Annotated in this window: 23 protein-coding genes and 1 pseudogene; 13 read left to right on the top strand and 11 right to left on the bottom strand. The window is 76.1% G+C overall.

Going from position 1 to position 17,782, the window contains the following annotated elements:
- Window positions 1-2: 2 nt before the first annotated feature.
- On the bottom strand, window positions 3-236 hold the full coding sequence (locus GA0070611_RS07445) for a hypothetical protein (protein ID WP_091659735.1): 234 nt from the start codon (window positions 234-236) through the stop codon (window positions 3-5).
- Window positions 237-417: 181 nt separating this feature from the next.
- Between GA0070611_RS07445 and GA0070611_RS07440 the strand changes: the two genes are divergently transcribed.
- From GA0070611_RS07440 to GA0070611_RS07430, 3 genes are all read left to right on the top strand, one after another.
- Window positions 418-1,317 carry a pentapeptide repeat-containing protein gene (locus GA0070611_RS07440; RefSeq protein ID WP_091672611.1) on the top strand — a complete coding sequence of 300 codons (900 nt, stop codon included), beginning with the start codon at window positions 418-420 and terminating at the stop codon, window positions 1,315-1,317.
- A gap of 194 nt (window positions 1,318-1,511) precedes the next feature.
- Window positions 1,512-1,748 carry a preprotein translocase YidC gene (locus GA0070611_RS07435; RefSeq protein WP_091659732.1) on the top strand — a complete coding sequence of 79 codons (237 nt, stop codon included), beginning with the start codon at window positions 1,512-1,514 and terminating at the stop codon, window positions 1,746-1,748.
- 41 nt (window positions 1,749-1,789) lie between these two features.
- Window positions 1,790-2,038 (top strand): hypothetical protein, encoded by a 249-nt coding sequence (locus GA0070611_RS07430; RefSeq protein ID WP_091659725.1) that lies wholly within the window; start codon window positions 1,790-1,792, stop codon window positions 2,036-2,038.
- Window positions 2,039-2,044: 6 nt separating this feature from the next.
- Here GA0070611_RS07430 and GA0070611_RS07425 read toward each other — a convergent pair whose 3' ends face one another.
- The 3 genes from GA0070611_RS07425 to rnhA all read right to left on the bottom strand — a co-directional run bounded on the left by GA0070611_RS07425 (window position 2,045) and on the right by rnhA (window position 4,040).
- Complete coding sequence (locus GA0070611_RS07425; protein ID WP_407940415.1) at window positions 2,045-2,269, bottom strand: ferredoxin; 225 nt, start codon at window positions 2,267-2,269, stop codon at window positions 2,045-2,047.
- The gene (locus GA0070611_RS07420; protein ID WP_091659722.1) at window positions 2,266-3,489 is read right to left on the bottom strand and encodes a cytochrome P450; all 1,224 of its coding nucleotides are present in this window, start codon (window positions 3,487-3,489) and stop codon (window positions 2,266-2,268) included. The genes GA0070611_RS07425 and GA0070611_RS07420 overlap by 4 nt, the downstream gene beginning before the upstream one ends.
- A gap of 83 nt (window positions 3,490-3,572) precedes the next feature.
- Entirely contained in the window at window positions 3,573-4,040 is a 468-nt protein-coding gene (rnhA, locus tag GA0070611_RS07415) for a ribonuclease HI (RefSeq protein WP_091659718.1), read from the bottom strand.
- Between the two features lie 104 nt (window positions 4,041-4,144).
- Between rnhA and GA0070611_RS07410 the strand changes: the two genes are divergently transcribed.
- Both GA0070611_RS07410 and GA0070611_RS07405 read left to right on the top strand, forming a co-directional pair.
- A complete protein-coding gene (locus GA0070611_RS07410) occupies window positions 4,145-5,257 on the top strand; it encodes a serine hydrolase domain-containing protein (RefSeq protein ID WP_091659714.1) in 1,113 nt (370 codons plus the stop codon).
- 81 nt (window positions 5,258-5,338) lie between these two features.
- On the top strand, window positions 5,339-5,920 hold the full coding sequence (locus tag GA0070611_RS07405; RefSeq protein ID WP_091659710.1) for a dihydrofolate reductase family protein: 582 nt from the start codon (window positions 5,339-5,341) through the stop codon (window positions 5,918-5,920).
- Here the strand turns inward: GA0070611_RS07405 and GA0070611_RS07400 are convergent.
- Complete coding sequence (locus GA0070611_RS07400; protein ID WP_091659707.1) at window positions 5,905-7,146, bottom strand: lycopene cyclase family protein; 1,242 nt, start codon at window positions 7,144-7,146, stop codon at window positions 5,905-5,907. The two genes, GA0070611_RS07405 and GA0070611_RS07400, sit on opposite strands and share 16 nt — an antisense overlap.
- 125 nt (window positions 7,147-7,271) lie before the next feature.
- Here GA0070611_RS07400 and GA0070611_RS07395 point away from each other — a divergent pair, with 125 nt between their 5' ends.
- Window positions 7,272-8,339, top strand: coding sequence for a Gfo/Idh/MocA family oxidoreductase (locus tag GA0070611_RS07395; protein ID WP_091659704.1), 1,068 nt, complete (start codon window positions 7,272-7,274; stop codon window positions 8,337-8,339).
- A gap of 7 nt (window positions 8,340-8,346) precedes the next feature.
- Here the strand turns inward: GA0070611_RS07395 and GA0070611_RS07390 are convergent, their stop codons facing one another.
- Genes GA0070611_RS07390 through GA0070611_RS07375 form a run of 4 tightly spaced genes read right to left on the bottom strand, consistent with a single transcriptional unit; the run spans window position 8,347 to window position 11,913 of the window.
- On the bottom strand, window positions 8,347-9,603 hold the full coding sequence (locus GA0070611_RS07390; RefSeq protein WP_091659701.1) for an MFS transporter: 1,257 nt from the start codon (window positions 9,601-9,603) through the stop codon (window positions 8,347-8,349).
- 42 nt (window positions 9,604-9,645) lie between these two features.
- Window positions 9,646-10,146, bottom strand: a complete 501-nt coding sequence (locus GA0070611_RS07385) for a nucleoside/nucleotide kinase family protein (protein WP_197675874.1) — start codon at window positions 10,144-10,146, stop codon at window positions 9,646-9,648.
- A gap of 22 nt (window positions 10,147-10,168) precedes the next feature.
- A complete protein-coding gene (locus GA0070611_RS07380; RefSeq protein ID WP_091659699.1) occupies window positions 10,169-11,113 on the bottom strand; it encodes a hypothetical protein in 945 nt (314 codons plus the stop codon).
- The gene (locus GA0070611_RS07375) at window positions 11,110-11,913 is read right to left on the bottom strand and encodes an aminoglycoside adenylyltransferase family protein (RefSeq protein ID WP_091659696.1); all 804 of its coding nucleotides are present in this window, start codon (window positions 11,911-11,913) and stop codon (window positions 11,110-11,112) included. The genes GA0070611_RS07380 and GA0070611_RS07375 overlap by 4 nt, the downstream gene beginning before the upstream one ends.
- A 65-nt stretch (window positions 11,914-11,978) precedes the next feature.
- On the opposite strand from GA0070611_RS07375, the gene GA0070611_RS07370 reads away from it, so the two are divergent.
- The 4 genes and pseudogenes from GA0070611_RS07370 to GA0070611_RS07355 all read left to right on the top strand — a co-directional run bounded on the left by GA0070611_RS07370 (window position 11,979) and on the right by GA0070611_RS07355 (window position 14,035).
- Window positions 11,979-12,494 carry a pyridoxamine 5'-phosphate oxidase family protein gene (locus GA0070611_RS07370; protein WP_091659693.1) on the top strand — a complete coding sequence of 172 codons (516 nt, stop codon included), beginning with the start codon at window positions 11,979-11,981 and terminating at the stop codon, window positions 12,492-12,494.
- Between the two features lie 37 nt (window positions 12,495-12,531).
- A complete protein-coding gene (locus GA0070611_RS07365; protein WP_091659689.1) occupies window positions 12,532-13,041 on the top strand; it encodes a GNAT family N-acetyltransferase in 510 nt (169 codons plus the stop codon).
- Between the two features lie 108 nt (window positions 13,042-13,149).
- Window positions 13,150-13,619: pseudogene (locus GA0070611_RS32485) on the top strand (DinB family protein).
- Between the two features lie 38 nt (window positions 13,620-13,657).
- Window positions 13,658-14,035, top strand: a complete 378-nt coding sequence (locus tag GA0070611_RS07355; protein WP_157740250.1) for a hypothetical protein — start codon at window positions 13,658-13,660, stop codon at window positions 14,033-14,035.
- Between the two features lie 21 nt (window positions 14,036-14,056).
- Here GA0070611_RS07355 and GA0070611_RS07350 read toward each other — a convergent pair whose 3' ends face one another.
- Complete coding sequence (locus tag GA0070611_RS07350) at window positions 14,057-14,389, bottom strand: hypothetical protein (RefSeq protein WP_091659683.1); 333 nt, start codon at window positions 14,387-14,389, stop codon at window positions 14,057-14,059.
- A gap of 174 nt (window positions 14,390-14,563) precedes the next feature.
- Between GA0070611_RS07350 and GA0070611_RS07345 the strand changes: the two genes are divergently transcribed.
- The gene (locus tag GA0070611_RS07345; protein WP_091659680.1) at window positions 14,564-15,388 is read left to right on the top strand and encodes an ArsR/SmtB family transcription factor; all 825 of its coding nucleotides are present in this window, start codon (window positions 14,564-14,566) and stop codon (window positions 15,386-15,388) included.
- A gap of 50 nt (window positions 15,389-15,438) precedes the next feature.
- Here the strand turns inward: GA0070611_RS07345 and GA0070611_RS07340 are convergent, their stop codons facing one another.
- A complete protein-coding gene (locus GA0070611_RS07340) occupies window positions 15,439-15,840 on the bottom strand; it encodes a DUF6069 family protein (RefSeq protein ID WP_091659676.1) in 402 nt (133 codons plus the stop codon).
- Window positions 15,841-16,015: 175 nt separating this feature from the next.
- Here GA0070611_RS07340 and GA0070611_RS07335 point away from each other — a divergent pair, with 175 nt between their 5' ends.
- The gene (locus GA0070611_RS07335; RefSeq protein ID WP_091659671.1) at window positions 16,016-17,119 is read left to right on the top strand and encodes a sensor histidine kinase; all 1,104 of its coding nucleotides are present in this window, start codon (window positions 16,016-16,018) and stop codon (window positions 17,117-17,119) included.
- The gene (locus GA0070611_RS07330; protein WP_091659666.1) at window positions 17,116-17,781 is read left to right on the top strand and encodes a response regulator; all 666 of its coding nucleotides are present in this window, start codon (window positions 17,116-17,118) and stop codon (window positions 17,779-17,781) included. Before GA0070611_RS07335 ends, GA0070611_RS07330 begins: the two co-directional genes overlap by 4 nt.
- The last annotated feature ends 1 nt before the right edge of the window (window position 17,782 follow it).

Genomic DNA, 17,782 nt, shown 5'->3' with positions numbered 1-17,782 from the left:
GCTCAGCGGTTGAGCGTGACGGAGATCCGGTTGAGGTAATCGATCTGGGTGGCGAACGCCACCACCGGGCCGATTGCGGTCGCCGGGCCCGGCGCCGGCCCCCACAGGCCGGTGAGCAGGGTGACGCCGAGCCCGAGCAGCAACTCGGCGATGATGGTGCTGCGGGAGGTCTGCAGCACGACGTGCTCGGTGGTGAGGGCGGTCAGCAGGGCCTGTTCCCGGGCCTCCTCGTCCATGCCGCCTCCTCCGGTCACCGTCACCGTACGGAGCCGGCGCAGGCCCCCGGCCGGAACGGCCGGCGTACCCGGCGGCGGGCCCCCGGCGACCCGGGCGGACAATGGAGGGCCGGTCCGGCAGGGCGACCGGACAGACGGTGACGAGGGGAACGACGTGTCCGACACGGAGCAGCAGCGGCCGGTGGCCGACACCGGCCACGAGCTGGCGGCCGACTGCACCCGCTGTTTCGGCATCTGCTGCGTCGCGCCGGCCTTCGCCGCCTCCGCCGACTTCGCGATCGACAAGCCCGCCGGCCGGCCCTGCCCCAACCTGGGCGCCGACTCCCGCTGCGGCATCCACCGCGAGCTGCGCCAGCGCGGCTTCCCCGGCTGCACCGTGTTCGACTGCTTCGGCGCGGGCCAGCACCTGTCCCATGGCACCTTCGGCGGGCGGGACTGGCGGGACGATCCGACCGTCGCCCGGCGGATGTTCGACAGCTTCGCGGTGCTGCGACCGCTGCACGAACTGCTCTGGTACCTGACCGAGGCGCTCGCGCTGACCCCGCCGGGCGCGCTGCGCGACGAGCTGACCGCCGCGCTCACCGAGACCGGACGGCTCACCGACGGCACCCCGGAGGACCTGCTCGCGGTGGACGTCGACGGGCACCGCGACCGGGTGAACCGGCTGCTGTCGCGGGCGGGCGAGCTGGCCCGGGCCGACGAGGCGGGCAGCGACCGGCGGGGGGCGGTGCTGATCGGGGCCGACCTGCGCCGGGCCGGACTGGCCGGGGCGAACCTGCGCGGCGCCTGCCTGATCGGCGCCGACCTGCGCGGCGTGGACCTGGGCGCGGCCGACCTGACCGGCGCGGACCTGCGCGGCGCGGACCTGCGCGGGGCGGACCTGGGGCGGTGCCTCTTCGTGCACCAGTCGCAGCTCGACGCGGCCCGCGGCGACCGGTCCACCGCCCTGCCGCCGCGCCTGCGCCGCCCGGCGCACTGGTCGCTCACCGTCACCCCGGCCCGACGGGCTCCGGCGTCTCGCGGCGGGTCCGCCGGCGGACGCCCGGCCGGCGGCAGGCCGGCGCGCCCGCGCCGACGCTGAACTGGCTCACCCCGACACCGTCGCCCGGCACCGCGCCGGGCCGGGCCGCTTCGGCCCTGTCGCGGCGCGCGGCCGGCGCGGGTGGCCGGACGGCGTGTGCCACGCGGGTCGCCCGGGAGGACAGCCGGACGGCGCGTTTCGGCGCGGGTCACCCGGGAAAGCGGGCGGACCGGCACGGACGGGAGGCGGGGCAGGTGGGATATCGGGCGCGCGACGGCGAGCAGCCGGTGGATCCGGCACACGCCGAGGACGAGGCCGGCCAGGCCCGGCTGGTCCAGGTGGAGGCGGACACGGACGTACCGGCGCCGCAGCGGGGTGCGCCGAAGCCGGACGAGGTGACCGAGGACGACGGCTCCGGGATGGCCGGCGGCGCGTCGGGCAGCAGCTCCGGCGGCTCGTCCATGCCGACCCACCCGGACGCCCGCCGCTGAGCGGGCGTTTTGCCTCCGGCGGAGGCGGGCAGGAGTGCCACATGACGAGTGAACAGTCCTTCGGCCGGGCGGCCGACGACGAGCCCGACGGCGCGACCGCGTACGAGGCGTCGTTGCGGCCGCCGGGCGATTCCCTGCACACCACCGACGACGCCGGCGACGACTTCGCCGACCTGCCGGCCGAGGAGCGGCGTTCCGCGCAGGAGACGAGCCGGGCCGGCTACGACGTCGACGCCGTCTCCGGCACCGGCGACCCGGCCGTCGAGGGATACGCGACCGAGGAGGAGTGAGGCGGGCTACGGCCGGGGCGGTGGGTGCAGGCTGATCGCCCCGGCCGGGCAGAGGTCGACGGCGCGCCGGACCCGGTCGAGCGCGTCCGGCGCCGGTTCGGTGCCGCGCAGCAGCACCAGGCCGTCCTCGTCGTCCTGGTCGAAGACGTCGGGGGCGGTGAGGACGCAGTTGCCGGAGCCGCAGCAGCGGTCGCGGTCCACCCGGATGCGCACCGGCGTCGCCCCGGTCACCAGGTCACCGGCAGTTCGTCGAGCCCGTAGACGATGGAGCTGTCCCGGGTCGGCAGGCGGCGGGTGGTGACGGCGGGACGCAGCCGGGGGAAGCGTCGGGCCAGTGCCACCAGCGCGATCCGCAGCTCGGCGCGAGCGAGGGGCTGGCCGATGCACTGGTGCACCCCGAAGCCGAAGGCGACGTGCTGCTGCGCCGCCCGGTAGGGGTCGAAGGCGTCCGCCGCGGCGAAGACGTCGCCGTCGCGGTTGGCCAGGGAGAGCACCGCGATCGCCCCCTCCCCCGCCCGGATCAGCCGCCCGCCGATCTCCACGTCCTCGGTGGCGAGCCTCGGCAGCCCGGTGCGCACGATGCTCAGGTAGCGCAGCAGTTCGTCGACCAGGCCGTCGGCGTGCCCGGGGTCGTCGCGCAGCGCCGCGTACCGGGCGGGGTGGCGCAGCAGCAGCAGGGTGCTCAGGCCGATCATGTTGGCGGTGGTCTCGTGGCCGGCGATGAGCAGCAGCACGGCCATGCCGACCAGTTCGTCGACCGCCAGCTCGCCGGTGTCCACCCGGTCGCGGGCGAGCCGGCCGATCAGGTCGTCGGTGCGGTCCCCGGCGGCCACCTTCACCTCGACCAGGCGGTGCAGGTAGTCGCGCAACTCCTGGACGTGCCGCTGGACGCGGTCGGGCGGGGCGTCCCGGTCGATGAGGGTGCGGCTGCGCTCCTGGAAGAAGTCGTGGTCGGCGTAGGGGACGCCGAGCAGGTGGCAGATCACCATCGAGGGCACCGGCAGGGCGAAGTGCGCGATCAGGTCGGCGGGCGGGCCGGCGTCGCGCAGCCCGTCGAGGGCCCGCTCGACAGTCTCGGTGATCAAGGGCTCGATCCGCCGCACATTCTTGATCATGAATTCGGCGGTCAGCATCCGGCGCAGCCGGCTGTGTTCCGCGCCGTCCATCCGGATGAAGCCGCCGCGTCGGTCGCTGAGCGCTCCGGGTGCCAGCCGGCGCAGCAGCGGGAAGCCGGGCCGGGAGAGGTCGGCGCTGAAGCCGGGGTGGCGCAGCAGGGCCCGCACGTCGGCGTGTCGGGTCACCAGCCAGGCGGTGGCGTCGGTGGGCAGCCGGACCTTGGTGACGGGCCCGGTGAAGCGGCGGCGCTCGTCGGCGTCGAGCGGGACGAGTGGGTCGCGGTCGAGGTTGACCGGCGGCCAGAGCGGTAACTCGGTGAGGGGTGCGACGGTCACGCGAAACCTCCGGAGGGCGACGTTCCGTGACGGTGCCGATCCGCAACGTTACCGATCGAGGGACGTCGACACAACCCGTCCGGTCAGCGGGCCCCGACGGACCGCGCCTCGGTCATCCCCCGGTTGGCCAGCCCGTCGGCCCGCTCGTTCTCCGGGTGTCCGTTGTGGCCCTTCACCCACAGCCAGGTCACGTCGTGCCGGGCGCAGGCGGCCTCCAGCCGCTGCCACAGGTCGGCGTTCTTGACCGGCTGCTTCGCGGCGGTCACCCAGCCGTTGCGCTTCCAGCCCGCCAGCCAGCTCGTGATGCCGTTGCGCACGTACGTGCTGTCGGTGTGCAGCCGCACGGTGACCGGCCGGGTGAGGCTCTCCAACGCGCGGATCGCGGCGGTCAGCTCCATCCGGTTGTTGGTGGTCGGCGTCGCCTCGCCGCCGCAGAGCTCCCGCTCGTGCCCACCCCAGCGCAGCACCGCGCCCCAGCCGCCGGGCCCGGGATTGCCGCTGCACGCCCCGTCGGTCCAGATCTCCACGACCCTGGTCGCCGCCTCCGTCATGCCGGCAACCTACCGGGTACGCCGGCCGGCCCGGCCCGCGCCACCCGCCGCGCCACCGGGAAAACGGGCGACAGCCGGGCGGTGTCGTGGCAGGGTCCACGATCATGGACGGAGACTGGGACGGCCTGCGGGCCGAGGTACGCGCCACGCTCGACGACCTGGTCGGCTCGGGCCGGGAGACCGGGGTGCAGGTGGCCGCGTACCTGCACGGGGTGCCGATCGTCGAGGAGCAGGCCGGGCTCGCCGACGCCAGCACCGGCCGGCCGCTCACCGCGGACACCCCGATCCACGCCGTCTCCACCGGCAAGGGCCTCACCAGCACCGTCGCGCACGTCCTCGCCGAGCAGGGCCACCTCGACCTGGACCGGCCGATCGCCGAGGTGTGGCCGGAGTTCGCCCGGCACGGCAAGGACCGGATCACGTTGCGGCACGCGCTCACCCACACCGCCGGGCTGCCCGCGCTGCCCGCCGACATCACCCCGCAGGACTTCACCGACTGGGACCGGATGTGCGCGCTGCTCGCCGACACCGTGCCGCGCTGGGCGCCCGGCGAGCGACTGGCGTACCACGCGTGGACGTTCGGCTGGCTGGTCGGTGAGGTGCTGCGGCGGGTCACCGGCCGGCCGGTCTCGCGGCTGCTCGCCGAGGAGGTGGCCGGGCCGCTCGGGGTGACCGGGGAGCTGTTCCTCGCCGTCCCGGCGGCGGACCTGTCCCGGCTGGCCCGGCTGGAGGACGCCGGCCTGACCGCGACGATGACCTGGGCCGCCGCGAACCTGCCGCACTTCGACGAGGTCGCGCCGCCCGCCGTGCGCCCCGACGCGACGATCGGCAGCCGGCCCGACGTGCTGCGCGCCGACGTGCCGGCGGTCGGCACGCTCACCGCCCGGGCCGCCGCCCGGATGTACGCGGCGCTGCTCGGCCCGGTCGACGGCGTACGGCTGATCTCCCCGGCCCGGTTGGCGCAGGTGTCGGCGGTCGCGGTCCGCGCGCCGGAGTGGGTGTTCGGGCAGGAACTCTCCTTCGGCCTCGGCTACGCGGTCGACGACGACGGCGCGTTCGGCACCGCCGGCAGCGGCGGCAGCCTCGCGTTCGCGTACCCCCGGCTGGGCCTGACGGTGGCGGCGGTGCGCAACCGGCTCGGCGCGGGCGACGGCGACCCGATGGAGCAACTGCGGGTACTGATCCGCGACCGGGTGGCGGCGGAAACCGACCGGTGACGACTGTTGAAATCGGGGTGGCCCGTTCGTGTGGAAGGTGACGGGCCGGCACCGGGCCGGCCCCGCACCGCGAGGAGCGGCATGCGCAGGATCGTCGTCACCAACAACGTCAGCCTGGACGGGGTCATGCAGGCACCCGGGCGCCCCGACGAGGACACCCGGGACGGCTTCACCCGGGGCGGCTGGGCGCTGCCCTACCAGGACCCGGTGCTGGGCCGGAAGATGGGCGAGGGAATGGCGTCCACCGGGGCGCTGCTGCTGGGCCGGCGCACCTACCAGGACTTCGCCGGCTACTGGCCGCGGCAGACCGGCAACCCGTTCACCCCGGTGCTCGACGCGCTGCCGAAGTACGTCGCCTCGACCACGCTGACCGGCCCGCTGCCCTGGGCGAACTCGCACCTGCTGGGCGGCGACGTGATCGCCGCGGTGGCCGCGCTCAAGGAGGAGCCCGGGCCGGACATCTCGGTGCTGGGCAGCGGTGAGCTGGTCCGGTCGCTGCGCCGGCACGGGCTCGTCGACGCGTACGTGCTGCTGGTGCACCCGCTGGTGCTGGGCACCGGCCGGCGGCTGTTCGCCGACGGGGACTCCCCCGGCGAGCTGCGTCTGACCGACAGCGTCACCACCGGCACCGGCGTGGTGATCGCCAGCTACGAACCGGCCTGATCACCGGCGCGCGACCCGACCTGCGGCACGGGGGTGGGGGTCGGGTCGCGGCGCAGCCGGGCGCGCAGCCGGCCGACGGCGTCGCCGAGCACCGCGCCGGTCATCGGCAGCAGCGGGCTGGACCGCATCACCGCCAGGTCCTCGGCCGGCGAGGTCACGCCGTCGAGGAAGCGCAGCACCCGCTCGGGCGGGTTGCGGTCGAAGAGCCGCTCGAAGAACTCCACCCCGTCGACGTGCCCCCGGTCCAGGGCGCGCAGCGCCACCGCGTCCATCCACAGGTGCCGGCCCGGATAGGCGGGGGCCGGCACCGGCGGCCGACCGGCCGCGAGCGCCGCGGCCACCTGGTCGGCCTGGCGCAGCATCGCGGAGAAGGTGAACCCGGTGGACGGGCGGGTGGCGCCGCCGGCGGTACCCAGCCGCACCACCCGCGGCGACGGGCGGCCGGGGAACGGACCGTCGGTCATCGGGATGACGCCGTTCTCCACCTCCCGGACGGTCAGCGCGGTCAGGTCCAGCCCGAGCAGGGCCGCGTACCCGCGCAGCGCCGCGTCGTACGCCGGGTCGCTCAGCGGGGCGGGTGAGAACTCGGTGTACTCGACCAGCGCGTACCGGTCGCTGACCGGCAGCACGTAGCCGAAGGAGACGCCCCGCGCGGGCTGTGGGGTGCGGAAGTCCATCAGCACCGCGCGCTGCGGGTCGAAGGTGGGCCGGGCCGCCTCCAGCCACCAGCCCCGGAAGTGCTGCAACCAGCTGGTGCGGCCGGGGCGGCGCGGCGGGCGGGGGCGGGAGTCGAGCACCCAGTCGGCGCGCACCAGGAGCCGCCCGGTCGGGTCGGCGACGGTCACCCGCTCCCCGTCGTCGGTCAGCTCGCCGGCCGGTGCGCCGATGCGCACCGCGCCCAGCCGCCGCTCGGCCTCGGCAGCCCGGTCGTAGACCGGGGCGGAGCGCAGCATGGCGTACCGCAGCGGGGCCAGCGGGAGCACGCGGCGGCCGGCGGCGGTGACCACGTCGACCCGCGACCAGCTGGCGCTCAGCAGCGGGTCCAGGTCGGTGCCGGGCACGCCCCAGAACGCCCAGGTGCGGTCCTGGCCGCGCTTGTGCACCGGGTCGACCACGGCGACCCGCAGGCCGCTCACCCGGTGCCGGTCCAGCGCGGCCAGGACCAGCGAGGCGGCTCCGCCGCCGCCCACCAGCGCGAGGTCGACGTCGACCGGGGATGCGTGCACCCGCCCACGCTGTCACATCCCCGCCGTCCGGCCGGCGGCCGGGGTGGCCGCGCGGACTCCGCGTCGCCGCGCCGGCCGGCCGCGTAGATTCGCAGGAGATCACCGGACGAGGTCGGGGGGACGGCATGGCGCAGGCGCCGCTGCGGGTGGGCTTGCTGGGATACGGGCTGGCCGGGCGGGTGTTCCACGCTCCGCTGATCGCTGCCACCCCCGCGCTGCGGCTGACCGCCGTGGTGACCCGCGACCCGCGACGCGCCGAACAGGTCCGGGCGGCGCACCCCGACGCCCGGGTGGTCGCCGACGCCGGCGAGCTGTGGCGCACCCCCGACGCGCTGGACCTGGTCGTGGTGGCCGCCCCGAACCGGGAACATGTGCCGCTGGCCCGCGGCGCGGTCGCGGCCGGCCTGCCGGTGGTGGTGGACAAGCCGCTCGCGCCGAGCGCCGCGCAGGGTCGGGCGCTGGTCGCCGAGGCGGCCGAGGCGGGGGTGCCGCTGACCGTGTTCCAGAACCGCCGCTGGGACGGCGACTTCCTGACCGTGCGCCGCCTGGTCGAGGCCGGCGAGCTGGGCCGGGTGACCCGGTTCGAGTCCCGGTTCGAGCGGTGGCGGCCGGCGGTCAAGGCCGGCTGGCGGGAGAGCGCCGCCCCCGGCGAGGCCGGCGGCGCGCTGTTCGACCTGGGCGCCCACCTGATCGACCAGGCGGTGCAGCTGTTCGGCCCGGTGACCCGGGTGTACGCGGAGGTCGACCGGCGGCGGCCCGGCGCCGAGGTCGACGACGACGCGTTCGTCGCGCTGACCCACGCCGGCGGGGTCCGCTCGCACCTGTGGACCAGCGCGGTGACCGCCCAGCTCGGGCCGCGGATGCGGGTGCTCGGCGACCGGGCCGCCTACACCACGTACGGGCTGGATCCGCAGGAGGCGGCGCTGCGCGACGGCGGCCGGCCGGGCAGCCCGGGTTGGGGCGAGGTCGACCCCGACCGGTACGGCCGGCTCGGCACCGACGACGACCTGCGCCCGGTGCCCACCGAGGCGGGCCGCTACCAGGACTTCTACGCGCAGGTGGCGGCGGCGCTGCGCGACGGCGGCCCGCTGCCGGTGGACCCGGCCGACGCGGTCGACGTGGTGGCGCTGATCGAGCTGGCCCACCAGGCGGCGCTGGAGGGCGTGACGCTGCCGGTGCCCCCGCTGCGCTGAGCGGTGGTCACCCGACGCCCGCCGGGGTGTCCCGGGTCGCCGGCACCGGATCGGCGTACGCGGCCGCGACGGTGGCCCGGTCGAACACCCGCCAGGTCGCGGCGATGACCAGTAGCGCCACCACGAAACCCACCCAGTACGGCGCGGGCAGCCCGTAGCGGTCCGCGACCACCCCGCCGAGCAGCGCGCCGACGCAGTTGCCGCCGGCCGCGAGGAACAGGGTGGTGCTGCCCACCCGGCCCAGCAGGGCCGGCGGGGTGAGCCGCTGCCGCAGCGAGTTCGCGACGATGTTCCACAACGACGAGTGCACGCCGAAGGCGAACAGCGCGACCCCGACGACCACCGCGCTGCGGGACGCGGCCAGCGCCAGGTGCAGGCCCGCCTCGATCAGCAGGCCCAGCCGGACGGTCCAGGTGGCGGTGATCGCGGCGACCAGCCGGTCGCCGACCAGCGCGCCGAGCAGACCACCGACGGCCATGCAGGTGAACAGGGCGCCGTAGCCGACCTCGTTGAGGCCCAGCCGCTCGGTGGCCAGCAGCACCAGCACCGCCAGCGCGGCGGTGAGGGTCACGTTGAGCAGGCCGATCAGCAGGGTCATGGTGCGCAGCAACCGCTGCGACAGCAGGAAACGGAATCCCTCGGCGACCTCCGCGCGCACCGAGCGCCGCGCGGCCGGCTCGGCCGTGCCCCGGTAGCTGCCGGCGAGCAGGCCGACCAGGACGGCGCTGAGCGCGTACGTGCCGGCGTTGACGGCGAACGGGATCGCGGCGGCCACCAGGAACAGGAACCCGCCCAGCGGGCCGGCCACCATGTTCTGCATCACCTGGGTGCCGCCGCCCAGCCAGCCGTTGGCCCGCTCCAACCGGGACCGGGGCACCACCGCCGGGACGACCGCCTGGGCGGCGGTGCGGAACACCACCTCACCGGTGTTGACCACGAAGAGCACCACGTACAGCAGCGGCACCCCGGCCCGGCCGGTGAGCATCGCGGCGGCCAGCCCGGCCAGCACCGCCACCCGCACCCAGTCGATGAGCACCATCAGCCGTCGCCGGTCGACCCGGTCCACCAGCACCCCGCCGGGCAGCGCGAAGAGCAGCCACGGCAGCCAGCCCACCGCCGCGCCCGCCGAGACGACCAGCGGGTCGTCGGTACGCGACGCCACGTACAGCGGCGCGGCCACCGTCGCCATGCCGCTGCCCAGCGCCGACATGGTGCTGGCCGTCCAGAGCCGGGCGAAGCGCCCGTCGAGCCTGTCCCCCGTCACGGCGACGCAACCTACCAGGACCGCACCCGGACGCCGACCGGATTACCCGGGCCACCGCAGCGCCACCGGGGCCAGCGGATCGGCCAGGTCGAGCAGGATGTCGGCCCGCTGCGCCGGGCGCGCCTCGGCCCGGTAGAGCGCCTGGCCGGGCAGGTAACGGCGCTGGTAGCGCTGCCGCACCGCGTCGGCGGAGCCGAACAACTCCCGGTCACGGACCAGCGCGCGGCGCAGCGACTCCGCCGGGAGCGGGCGCAGCAGTCGGTCCACGACGGTCTCGTGGTCGAACGAGTCCCGGTAGTACCCCTGCGGGGAGAGCGGCCCGCGCCGCCGCCGTTGCTCGGCCGGGCGGTGGAAACCGTCGACGCTCACCCGGATCACCTCGCGCCGGCCGGCCAGCGCCCGGGCCAGGTCGTCGGCCAGCCGGGTCTTGCCGGCCGCGTCCGGGCCGTCGATCGCCACCCGCAGCGGGTGCGGGCGGTGCTGCCCGGCCAGGTGCGCGGCGAGCCGGGCCAGCAACGCGGCACGCCGGTCGGGGGTCGTCATGGACGGCGAGCGTACGCCGGGCTCAGGGGCGGTCGTCGGTGCGCCAGCCGGGGGCCAGCCGGGCGGCCAACCGGTCCCACCCGGCCGCCCCGCCGCGCAGCGGCCACGCCCGGGTGCGCCCCTCGGTCCGCGCGGTGTCCCGCAGCGCGTCGGCGTACCGGTGGGACAGGCTGGCCAGCCAGGCCGGGGTGGCGTCACCGGCGACGGCGTGCGCGGTGCGTTCGGCGTACCCGCGCTCCTCGTGCCGCTGCCAGGCGGCCCGCCACACCGGGTCGACGGCCGGGGCGAGCACGAGCACCGGCGGTGGCCCACCCTCGGCGAGCGCGGCCACGATCCGGTCGTGGCCGTCGAGCACGGTCAACGTGTTCAGGCCGCTGACCCACCAGAGCAGCACGGGCGGCAGGATGCCGTCGCGGGCCTGGCGACGCCAGGCCCGGACCCGGCCGCTGCCGTCCGGGGCGAGCCGCCGCAACGGCAGCACGTCACGCTGGTCGTCGTCGGGGTGGCCGTAGCCGAACCAGGTGATGTGGCCCCGGTCGGGGTCGACGCGCCGCAGCCGCTCCCAGTGCCCGGCGACGGCCCAGCGCGGCATGCCGTCGGCGAGCACCCAGGAGCCCTGGTGCAGCGGCCCGTCGACCGCCGCGGCAAGGCGGTCGACCAGGTGGTGGGCCCAACGGGCCGTCCAGGCGGCGTCGTCGACGCTGGTCTCCCGGATCCGCCGGGCGAGCGCGGCGGGGACCGGCGGGACCGGCGAGCGGTAGTCGCCGGTGCGGGCGTAGTGCACGCCGTAGTGCCAGGGATGTTGCCGGGCCAGCAGGACGACCCGGTCGGCCCGGCGCAGCAGGAAGCGCCCGGCGCCGGCCGCCTCGGCCCGCAGGCCGGGACGCGCGGGCGCGTCGACGTCGAGGGCGAGACCGGACCAGCCGCCGCCCGCCGCCGCCGGCAGGGCCGTGCGCCGGATGCTCACGCCGTCGGCGGCGCGAGCCGCCGGATCTCGGCCAGGACGTGGTCGACGTGCGGCCGCACCTGGGCGGCCAGCTCGTCGCTCCACCGCTCCGGCGCCTCACCGAGATAGATCGCGCGGGCGTGGGCGAGCACCGGCCGGTGCGCGGCCGGCAGCCGCGCCAGCGCCCAGTCGGCGGCGACGTCCTTCGGCACCAGGCCGCCGGTGGCCAGGGTGGCCCAGATCCGGGCGAAGGTGAGCAGCACGTTGCGGGTGTCGTCGGCGAGGTCGGTGAGCAGCCCGGGGATCCCGGCGACGACGGCCCGGGCCAGATCGGCGGCGGGGACCGGGTCGAGCAGGTCGGCCGGCGGCGGGCCGAGCAGCGCGGTGTCGCCGCGCAGCACCATGGCGATCAGCGGCGCGAGGTCCGGCGTCGGCTCCGGCTCGGGTGCCCCGCCGGCCGTGTACTCGTCGCGCAGCCACTCGCCGTAGAGGAACTCGCCGCGCGGCGGGTAGCGCCAGGGCCGCACGTCACCGTGCACGACGACGGTCAGCTCGACGGGTCGGGCCGGCCCGCGGGAGGCGCGTCGGCCGGAGATCTCGAACAGCCCCTCGACCAGGGCCCGCCGTTGCCCGGCGGTGGTGCGGCGGCCGGACACCACGAGCACGTCCACGTCGCTGGCCGGGCGGAGCCCACCCGACACCCCGGAACCGTGCAGGTACGCGCCGAGCACGTCATGTCCGAGGACCCGCTCGACCACCCCCAGCACATCCTGGATCTGTGCCCGGGTGACCGGGTCGAGGGCGGTGCCGGCGAGGTCCATCCGCCCAGGATGGCGGTTCGGCCCGCCGGCCGCAGCCCCGTTTCGCGGCTGTGTCACGATCACTCATGCCCGTCACGAATCCCTGGCTCGCCGGCCCCACCCCCACCGCCCGCCTGGACCGCGAACGGCTCGCGGAACGGATCCTCCACCTGTTCTCGTCGCAGAACATGTGTGTGCTCGCCACCACCGGCCCGGACGGCCCGCTGGCCACCCCGGTGCGCTACTTCCACCTCGACTTCACGCTCATGTTCACCGCCGTGCCGTCCTCACCGAAGATGCGCAACCTCGACGCCGACCCGCGCGTCTCCATCGGCATCTTCGCCCCGCTGGTCGGCCAGGCCAGCAGCCGCGGGGCGCAGGTCTTCGGCCGGGCCCGGGTGCTGCACCCCGGCGACCCGGACTTCGACCACCACTGGCCGGCGTACCGCTGGCAGTCCGACCACGTGGAGCGGTCCCGGCCGCTGGCGGAGCCGCCGACCGGGCCGCTGGTGGTGGTGCCGGCGGAACGGATCGTCTACACCGAACACTGGCTGCGCCGCGAGGGGTACGCACCCCGCCAGTTCTGGCGGCCCACGGCATGACCCCGCGCGGGCGCGCCCCGGGCGGTACCGTCGCCGGATGCCCGAGTTGGTCGCGCCGACCGTACGCCTGGACGCCGCCTGGCTCGACGCGCGCGACGAGTGGGGGCCGGGTAGCCACGAGGACGGCTTCGGGCTGCGCCCCGACGACGAGGTGGACACGTCGGCCGGGTTCGCCGCCTGGGTCGCCCGGCTGACCGCTGCCGCCCGGTCACCGGACGGGCCGCGCTGCACGTACCGGTGGATCGTCGAGGACGGCCGGGTGCTGGGCGGCATCGCGCTGCGCCACCAGCTCGCCGACCCGGTCGGGGACGTCCGCGGCCACATCGGCTACGGCGTGCGTCCCTCGGCCCGGCGGCGTGGGGTCGCGGGCCGGGCGCTGGGCGCGATGCTCGACGAGGCCTGGCAGCTGGGCCTGGACCGGGTCCTGGTCGTCTGCGTGGCCGACAACGTCGCCTCGGCGCGCACCATCGAGGGCCGGGGCGGTGTCCTCGAGGACATCCGGGACACCGCCCACGGCCGGGTACGCCGCTACTGGATCACGCGGTGATCCGGCGCCCGCGGCCCGGCCCGGGATGTCCGGCCAGGGTTGTCCAGCCCGCGCGGCAGACTGCCCGGCACGCGTACGCCGTTCCCGGATCCCGGCCCGTCGTCGGACGTGCCGGCGCTGTTGCTGACCTACCTCGACTACTACCGGGACACGGTCGCCGACCGGTTGGCCGGGCTGACCGAGGCACAGGTCCGCACGACCCGGGTGCCGTCGGGCTGGTCTGCGGTCGAGCTGGTCACGCACCTGAGCTACCTGGAGCGGCGCTGGCTGGTCTGGGGTTTCCTCGGCGAGCAGGTGCCCGACCCGTGGGGCGACCGGGTCGACGACCGCTGGCACGTCGGGCCGCAGGAGACCGTGGCCGACCTGGTGGCCGCGCTGCGCCGGGCGGCGACCGGACCCGCCGGATCGTCGAGTCGACCCCACCGGACACCCCCGCCGCGCTGGGCGGCCGATTCACCGACCCGGCCCGCCGCCCTACCCTGGTGGCGATCCTGCTGCACGTCCTGCAGGAGTACGCCCGGCACGCCGGCCACCTGGACGTCGTCCGCGAGCTGACCGACGGGCGTACCGGGGAGTGACCCGCCCGGCGCGGACGGCGACACCGACAGGGGGTCCGATGGGTGCTCGGCGGCGACCCCGGACCGGCGCGCTCGTGCTGCTGGCGGTGTTGGCGGTCGGCGCGGCGCCGGTTGCCCGGGAGGTGCTGCGGCCGGTCACCGAGGAGGTCTCGGTCGTGGCGTACGACCGGACGGCGGATCCCCGGGTGATCGTGGCTCTGTTCGAGGCGCACCCCGATCTCGTGCCGCACCGGGTGACGGCCGACGAGGACACCGGGCGGGTGGTGCTGCACGTGGTGCTGCGTCCGCCGTCGCGATGGTGGTGGTCGGGCGACGACCACGCGGTGTCGCGGCGGATCCGGGTCCGGCTGGACGCCCCCCTCGCCGACCGCGAGGTGATCGACGGGCGGCTCGGCACGCCGGTGCCGGAGCGCTGATCGGCGTCGGGTGGGCCCGGCTCAGCCGGAGATGCGGTCGCCGAGGTCGATGGCGTCGTAGCGGCCGGGTGGCACGCACAGCTCCCGCCGGTGCCCGTCGTCGGTGACGTAGGTGATCTGGTGGCAGGTCTCCAGCCGGCAGCCGTCGCGGCACACGGTCTTCTGGACCACCCGCTTGTCGGCGACGATGCCACTGGTGTCCCCCGTCGCCCAGGCCACCAGGACCCCGATCGCGGTGGCGCAGCCGGCGGCGAGCAGCGCCAGGATGAGCTTGTCCCGCAGCCGCAGCGGGACCCGCTGCGGCGGCTCGACGTCGCCGGAGTCCGGCCACCGGTTTCCGTTGTCGGCGCGCATCCTCCCCGCTCCCTCGTTCGGGCCGGTCTTCACGGTAGGTGGCGGTGGCCACCGCCCGTAGAGCGTCCTAGGAGGCTAGTTCAAGCGGAGTGCTGGACAGGCAACCGTGCGGTTGCTTATGGTCGATGACAGGCAGCCGAACGGTTGCCTGTCATCGACGGTGGGGACGGCGGCATGGACGAGGTCTTCCGGGCGCTGGCCGACCCGACCCGGCGCCGGTTGCTCGACCGCCTGCACCTGCGGGACGGCCAGCGCCTGCGCGACCTCTGCGCCGACCTGACCATGACCCGGCAGGCGGTGAGCAAACACCTCGCGGTGCTGGCGGCCGCCGGGCTGGTCACCAGCTCGCGCCACGGCCGCGAGAAGCGGCACCACCTCAACGCCGCCCCGATCAACGCGGTGGCGGACCGGTGGATCGGCCGGTACCACCGGGACCACGCCCGAGCCCTCGCCGACCTCCAGACCGCATTGGAGCGGGAGCCCATGCAGAACCCGACCTTCGTCTACACCACCTACATCCGCACCACCCCGCAACGCCTCTGGCGGGCGCTGACCGAACCGGAGTTCACCCGCCGCTACTGGGGCGGGGCGGCGCCGATCTCCGACTGGCAGGCCGGTTCCCCGGTGCTGTGGCAGGACACCCCGGACGCCGAGCCCCGCGACCTCGGGCAGCGCGTACTGGTCGCCGAGCCGTACCGCCGGCTCTCCTACAGCTGGCACCAGTTCCAGCCCGAACACGCGGAGCACTTCGGCTGGTCGCCGGAGGAGTACGCCACCCGGCTGCGGGAGCGCCGATCCACGGTGACCTTCGACCTGGTCCCGCAGGGCGACGTGGTCCGGCTGACCGTCACCCACGACGACTTCTCGCCGGGCAGCGAGATGCACCGGGCGATCAGCGGCCAACTGGACGGCAGTGGCGGGTGGCCGGAGCTGCTGGCCAGCCTGAAGAGCCTGATCGAGACCGGCGAGCCGCTGCCGGAGCGGGTGCCCGCCGGCTGATCCGGGCCCGGGGACGACCGCCCCCGTGACGGCGTCCCCGGGCCGGCGGGTCAGCGGCGCGGCAGCAACGGCACCAGCACGGCGGCGGCGACCAGGTGCATGCCGACCAGCGTCACCGTGGCGGCCGTGCCCACGCCCGACCCGATCGGGCCGAGCAGCGAGACCAGCAGCACCAGCAGGGCGATCCCGGTCCAGACCGGTCGGGCCCGGACGGTGAGCCGCTCCAGCAGGGCCAGCAGCCCCCAGCCGGCCAGCCCGGCCAGCAGGGTGGCGACCCCGACGGCGGCCGGCGCGACGGTCTGCTCGGTGGCGCCGCTGCGGGCGACGAGGTCGACCCCGGCCAGCGGCACGGCGACGACCCAGACGGCGAGCGTGGCGAGGGTGGCGGCGAGCACGGTCAGCGCGCGCCGGTAGCGGCGGACCGGCCGGACGGTGGCGGCGACGGTGGACATGGGTGGTACCTCCTGCGATGGTCGGAGACGACGTGCCGGGAACGCTAGGCGCGCACCGGTCCGGTTCGGATCGGGCCGCGGACCGGTCCGTGGTCCGTCCACGGGAGGGGATCCGGGACGCATCTCCGTCTGGCGACCGATGAGGACGGCGCCACCGGCACCTAGCATCCGGAGTGTGCGCTGTGTGCCCCGCTCCCCTGTCCTGCTGCTGATCGACGCCGGCATCGCCACCGCCTGCGTCGGGGCCGCGCTGATCGTGGCGCTCGCCCCCGACACCGGCCCGGACACCACCGCCGGGACCGCCGCCGTGGTCGGCCTGGCCGCCGGGCAGGCCAGCTGTCTGCTGTGGATCCGCCGGCAGCCGGTGTACGGGCTGCTGGTGGCCGCCCTGCTCGGGATCGGTCTGGAGGCGCTCTGCCCCCAGCTCGGCTGGCTCGGGTTCGTCGCCGCGCCGCTGGCGTACCTGGCCCGGCTCCGGCCGCCCCGGGTCTCCCTGGTCGCGCTGGGGCTGTTGCTCGCGCCGACGCCGTGGAAGCTGCTCACCGGCGGCTGGCGGGACGTGCTGCTCGCGGCCGCCGCCACGGCGCTCGGCTGGGCGGCCGGCGAGCTGCAACGCGGGCAGGCGCAGCGGCGGTGCGAGCGGGAACGCGCCGTGGTCGGCTGGGAGCGGGAGCGGATCTCGCGCGAGCTGCACGACGTGGTGGCCCATCACGTCGCCGTCATCGCCGTGCAGGCCGCCGCCGCCGAGGACGTCTTCGACCGGCATCCGGAGCAGGCCCGGGCGGCGCTCGGCGCGATCCACGAGGCGGCCCGCGCGGCGCTGACCGAGCTGCGGTCCGTGCTGCACGCCCTCGCCGCCGTCGACGGGACCGACGCGGACGGCCCGCAGCCCTGTCTGGCGCAGCTCGACGCGCTGGCCGAGGCGGTCCGGTCGGTGGGGCTGGCGGTGACGGTGAGCCGGGATGGCCTCGACGACGAGCTGCCCGACGGGGTGCAGCTGTCGGCGTACCGGATCGTGCAGGAGTCGCTGACCAACGCGTTGCGGCACGGCCAGGCCACCCGGGCCGACGTCCGGCTGCGCTACGCCGCGGGCGCGCTGCGGCTGGAGGTGGTCAACGACGGCACCGCGCGGCCCCGCCGGGCCGGGGCGGTCGAGGGCCGGGGCATCGTCGGCATGCGGGAGCGGGCCCGGCTGCTCGGCGGCACGCTGGACGCCGGTCCGCTGCCGGGTGGCGGCTTCCGGGTCCAAGCCGAGCTGCCGGTGGGGGCGGGCCGGTGACCGTGCGGGTGGTGATCGCCGACGACCAGGACCTGATCCGCGCCGGCCTGACGATGATCATCGAGGCCCGGACCGATCTGACCGTGGTCGGGGAGGCCGCCGACGGGATCGAGGCGGTCGCCGTGGCGCAGCGGACCCGGCCCGATGTGGTGCTGATGGACGTCCGGATGCCGCGCCGCGACGGTATCGCCGCCACCCGGGAGCTGGTGGGCGCCGGCAATCCGGCCCGGGTGCTCATGTTGACCACGTTCGACCTGGACGAGCACGTGTACGCGGCGCTGCGCGCCGGGGCGAGCGGCTTCCTGCTGAAGGACACCCGCCCGGCCGACCTGGCCGAGGCGGTCCGGGTGGTGGCGCGCGGCGAGGCGCTGCTGGCGCCCACCGTCACCCGGCGGCTGCTGGACCGGTTCGCCGACCGGCTCCCCGGCGCGCCGGGCAGCGCCGGGCGGTTGGCCGCCCTCACCGCCCGGGAGGTGGAGGTGCTGACCCTCACGGCGCGGGCGCTGTCCAACGCCGAGATCGCCGAGCGGCTCTACCTGAGCACCGCCACGGTCAAGACCCACGTCTCGGCGATCCTCACCAAGCTGGGTCTGCGCGACCGGATCCAGGCGGTGGTCTTCGCGTACGACGTGGGGCTGGTCCGCGCCGAGCCGCCGGACTGAC

The sequence above is a fragment of the Micromonospora auratinigra genome, assembly GCF_900089595.1.
Classification (GTDB): domain Bacteria; phylum Actinomycetota; class Actinomycetes; order Mycobacteriales; family Micromonosporaceae; genus Micromonospora; species Micromonospora auratinigra.
The sequence above is the reverse complement of the archived record's forward strand: the minus strand, read 5'-3'. Positions and strand labels throughout refer to the sequence as shown.

Bases quoted from the DNA above. Each gene is read 5' to 3' on its own strand.
- GA0070611_RS07445 (WP_091659735.1), bottom strand. From the start codon at position 236: ATGGACGAGGAGGCCCGGGAACAGGCCCTGCTGACCGCCCTCACCACC.
- GA0070611_RS07430 (WP_091659725.1), top strand. From the start codon at position 1,790: ATGACGAGTGAACAGTCCTTCGGCCGGGCGGCCGACGACGAGCCCGAC.
- rnhA (WP_091659718.1), bottom strand. From the start codon at position 4,040: ATGACGGAGGCGGCGACCAGGGTCGTGGAGATCTGGACCGACGGGGCG.
- GA0070611_RS07410 (WP_091659714.1), top strand. From the start codon at position 4,145: ATGGACGGAGACTGGGACGGCCTGCGGGCCGAGGTACGCGCCACGCTC.
- GA0070611_RS07405 (WP_091659710.1), top strand. From the start codon at position 5,339: ATGCGCAGGATCGTCGTCACCAACAACGTCAGCCTGGACGGGGTCATG.
- GA0070611_RS07395 (WP_091659704.1), top strand. From the start codon at position 7,272: ATGGCGCAGGCGCCGCTGCGGGTGGGCTTGCTGGGATACGGGCTGGCC.
- GA0070611_RS07385 (WP_197675874.1), bottom strand. From the start codon at position 10,146: ATGACGACCCCCGACCGGCGTGCCGCGTTGCTGGCCCGGCTCGCCGCG.
- GA0070611_RS07375 (WP_091659696.1), bottom strand. From the start codon at position 11,913: ATGGACCTCGCCGGCACCGCCCTCGACCCGGTCACCCGGGCACAGATC.
- GA0070611_RS07370 (WP_091659693.1), top strand. From the start codon at position 11,979: ATGCCCGTCACGAATCCCTGGCTCGCCGGCCCCACCCCCACCGCCCGC.
- GA0070611_RS07365 (WP_091659689.1), top strand. From the start codon at position 12,532: ATGCCCGAGTTGGTCGCGCCGACCGTACGCCTGGACGCCGCCTGGCTC.
- GA0070611_RS07355 (WP_157740250.1), top strand. From the start codon at position 13,658: ATGGGTGCTCGGCGGCGACCCCGGACCGGCGCGCTCGTGCTGCTGGCG.
- GA0070611_RS07350 (WP_091659683.1), bottom strand. From the start codon at position 14,389: ATGCGCGCCGACAACGGAAACCGGTGGCCGGACTCCGGCGACGTCGAG.
- GA0070611_RS07345 (WP_091659680.1), top strand. From the start codon at position 14,564: ATGGACGAGGTCTTCCGGGCGCTGGCCGACCCGACCCGGCGCCGGTTG.
- GA0070611_RS07340 (WP_091659676.1), bottom strand. From the start codon at position 15,840: ATGTCCACCGTCGCCGCCACCGTCCGGCCGGTCCGCCGCTACCGGCGC.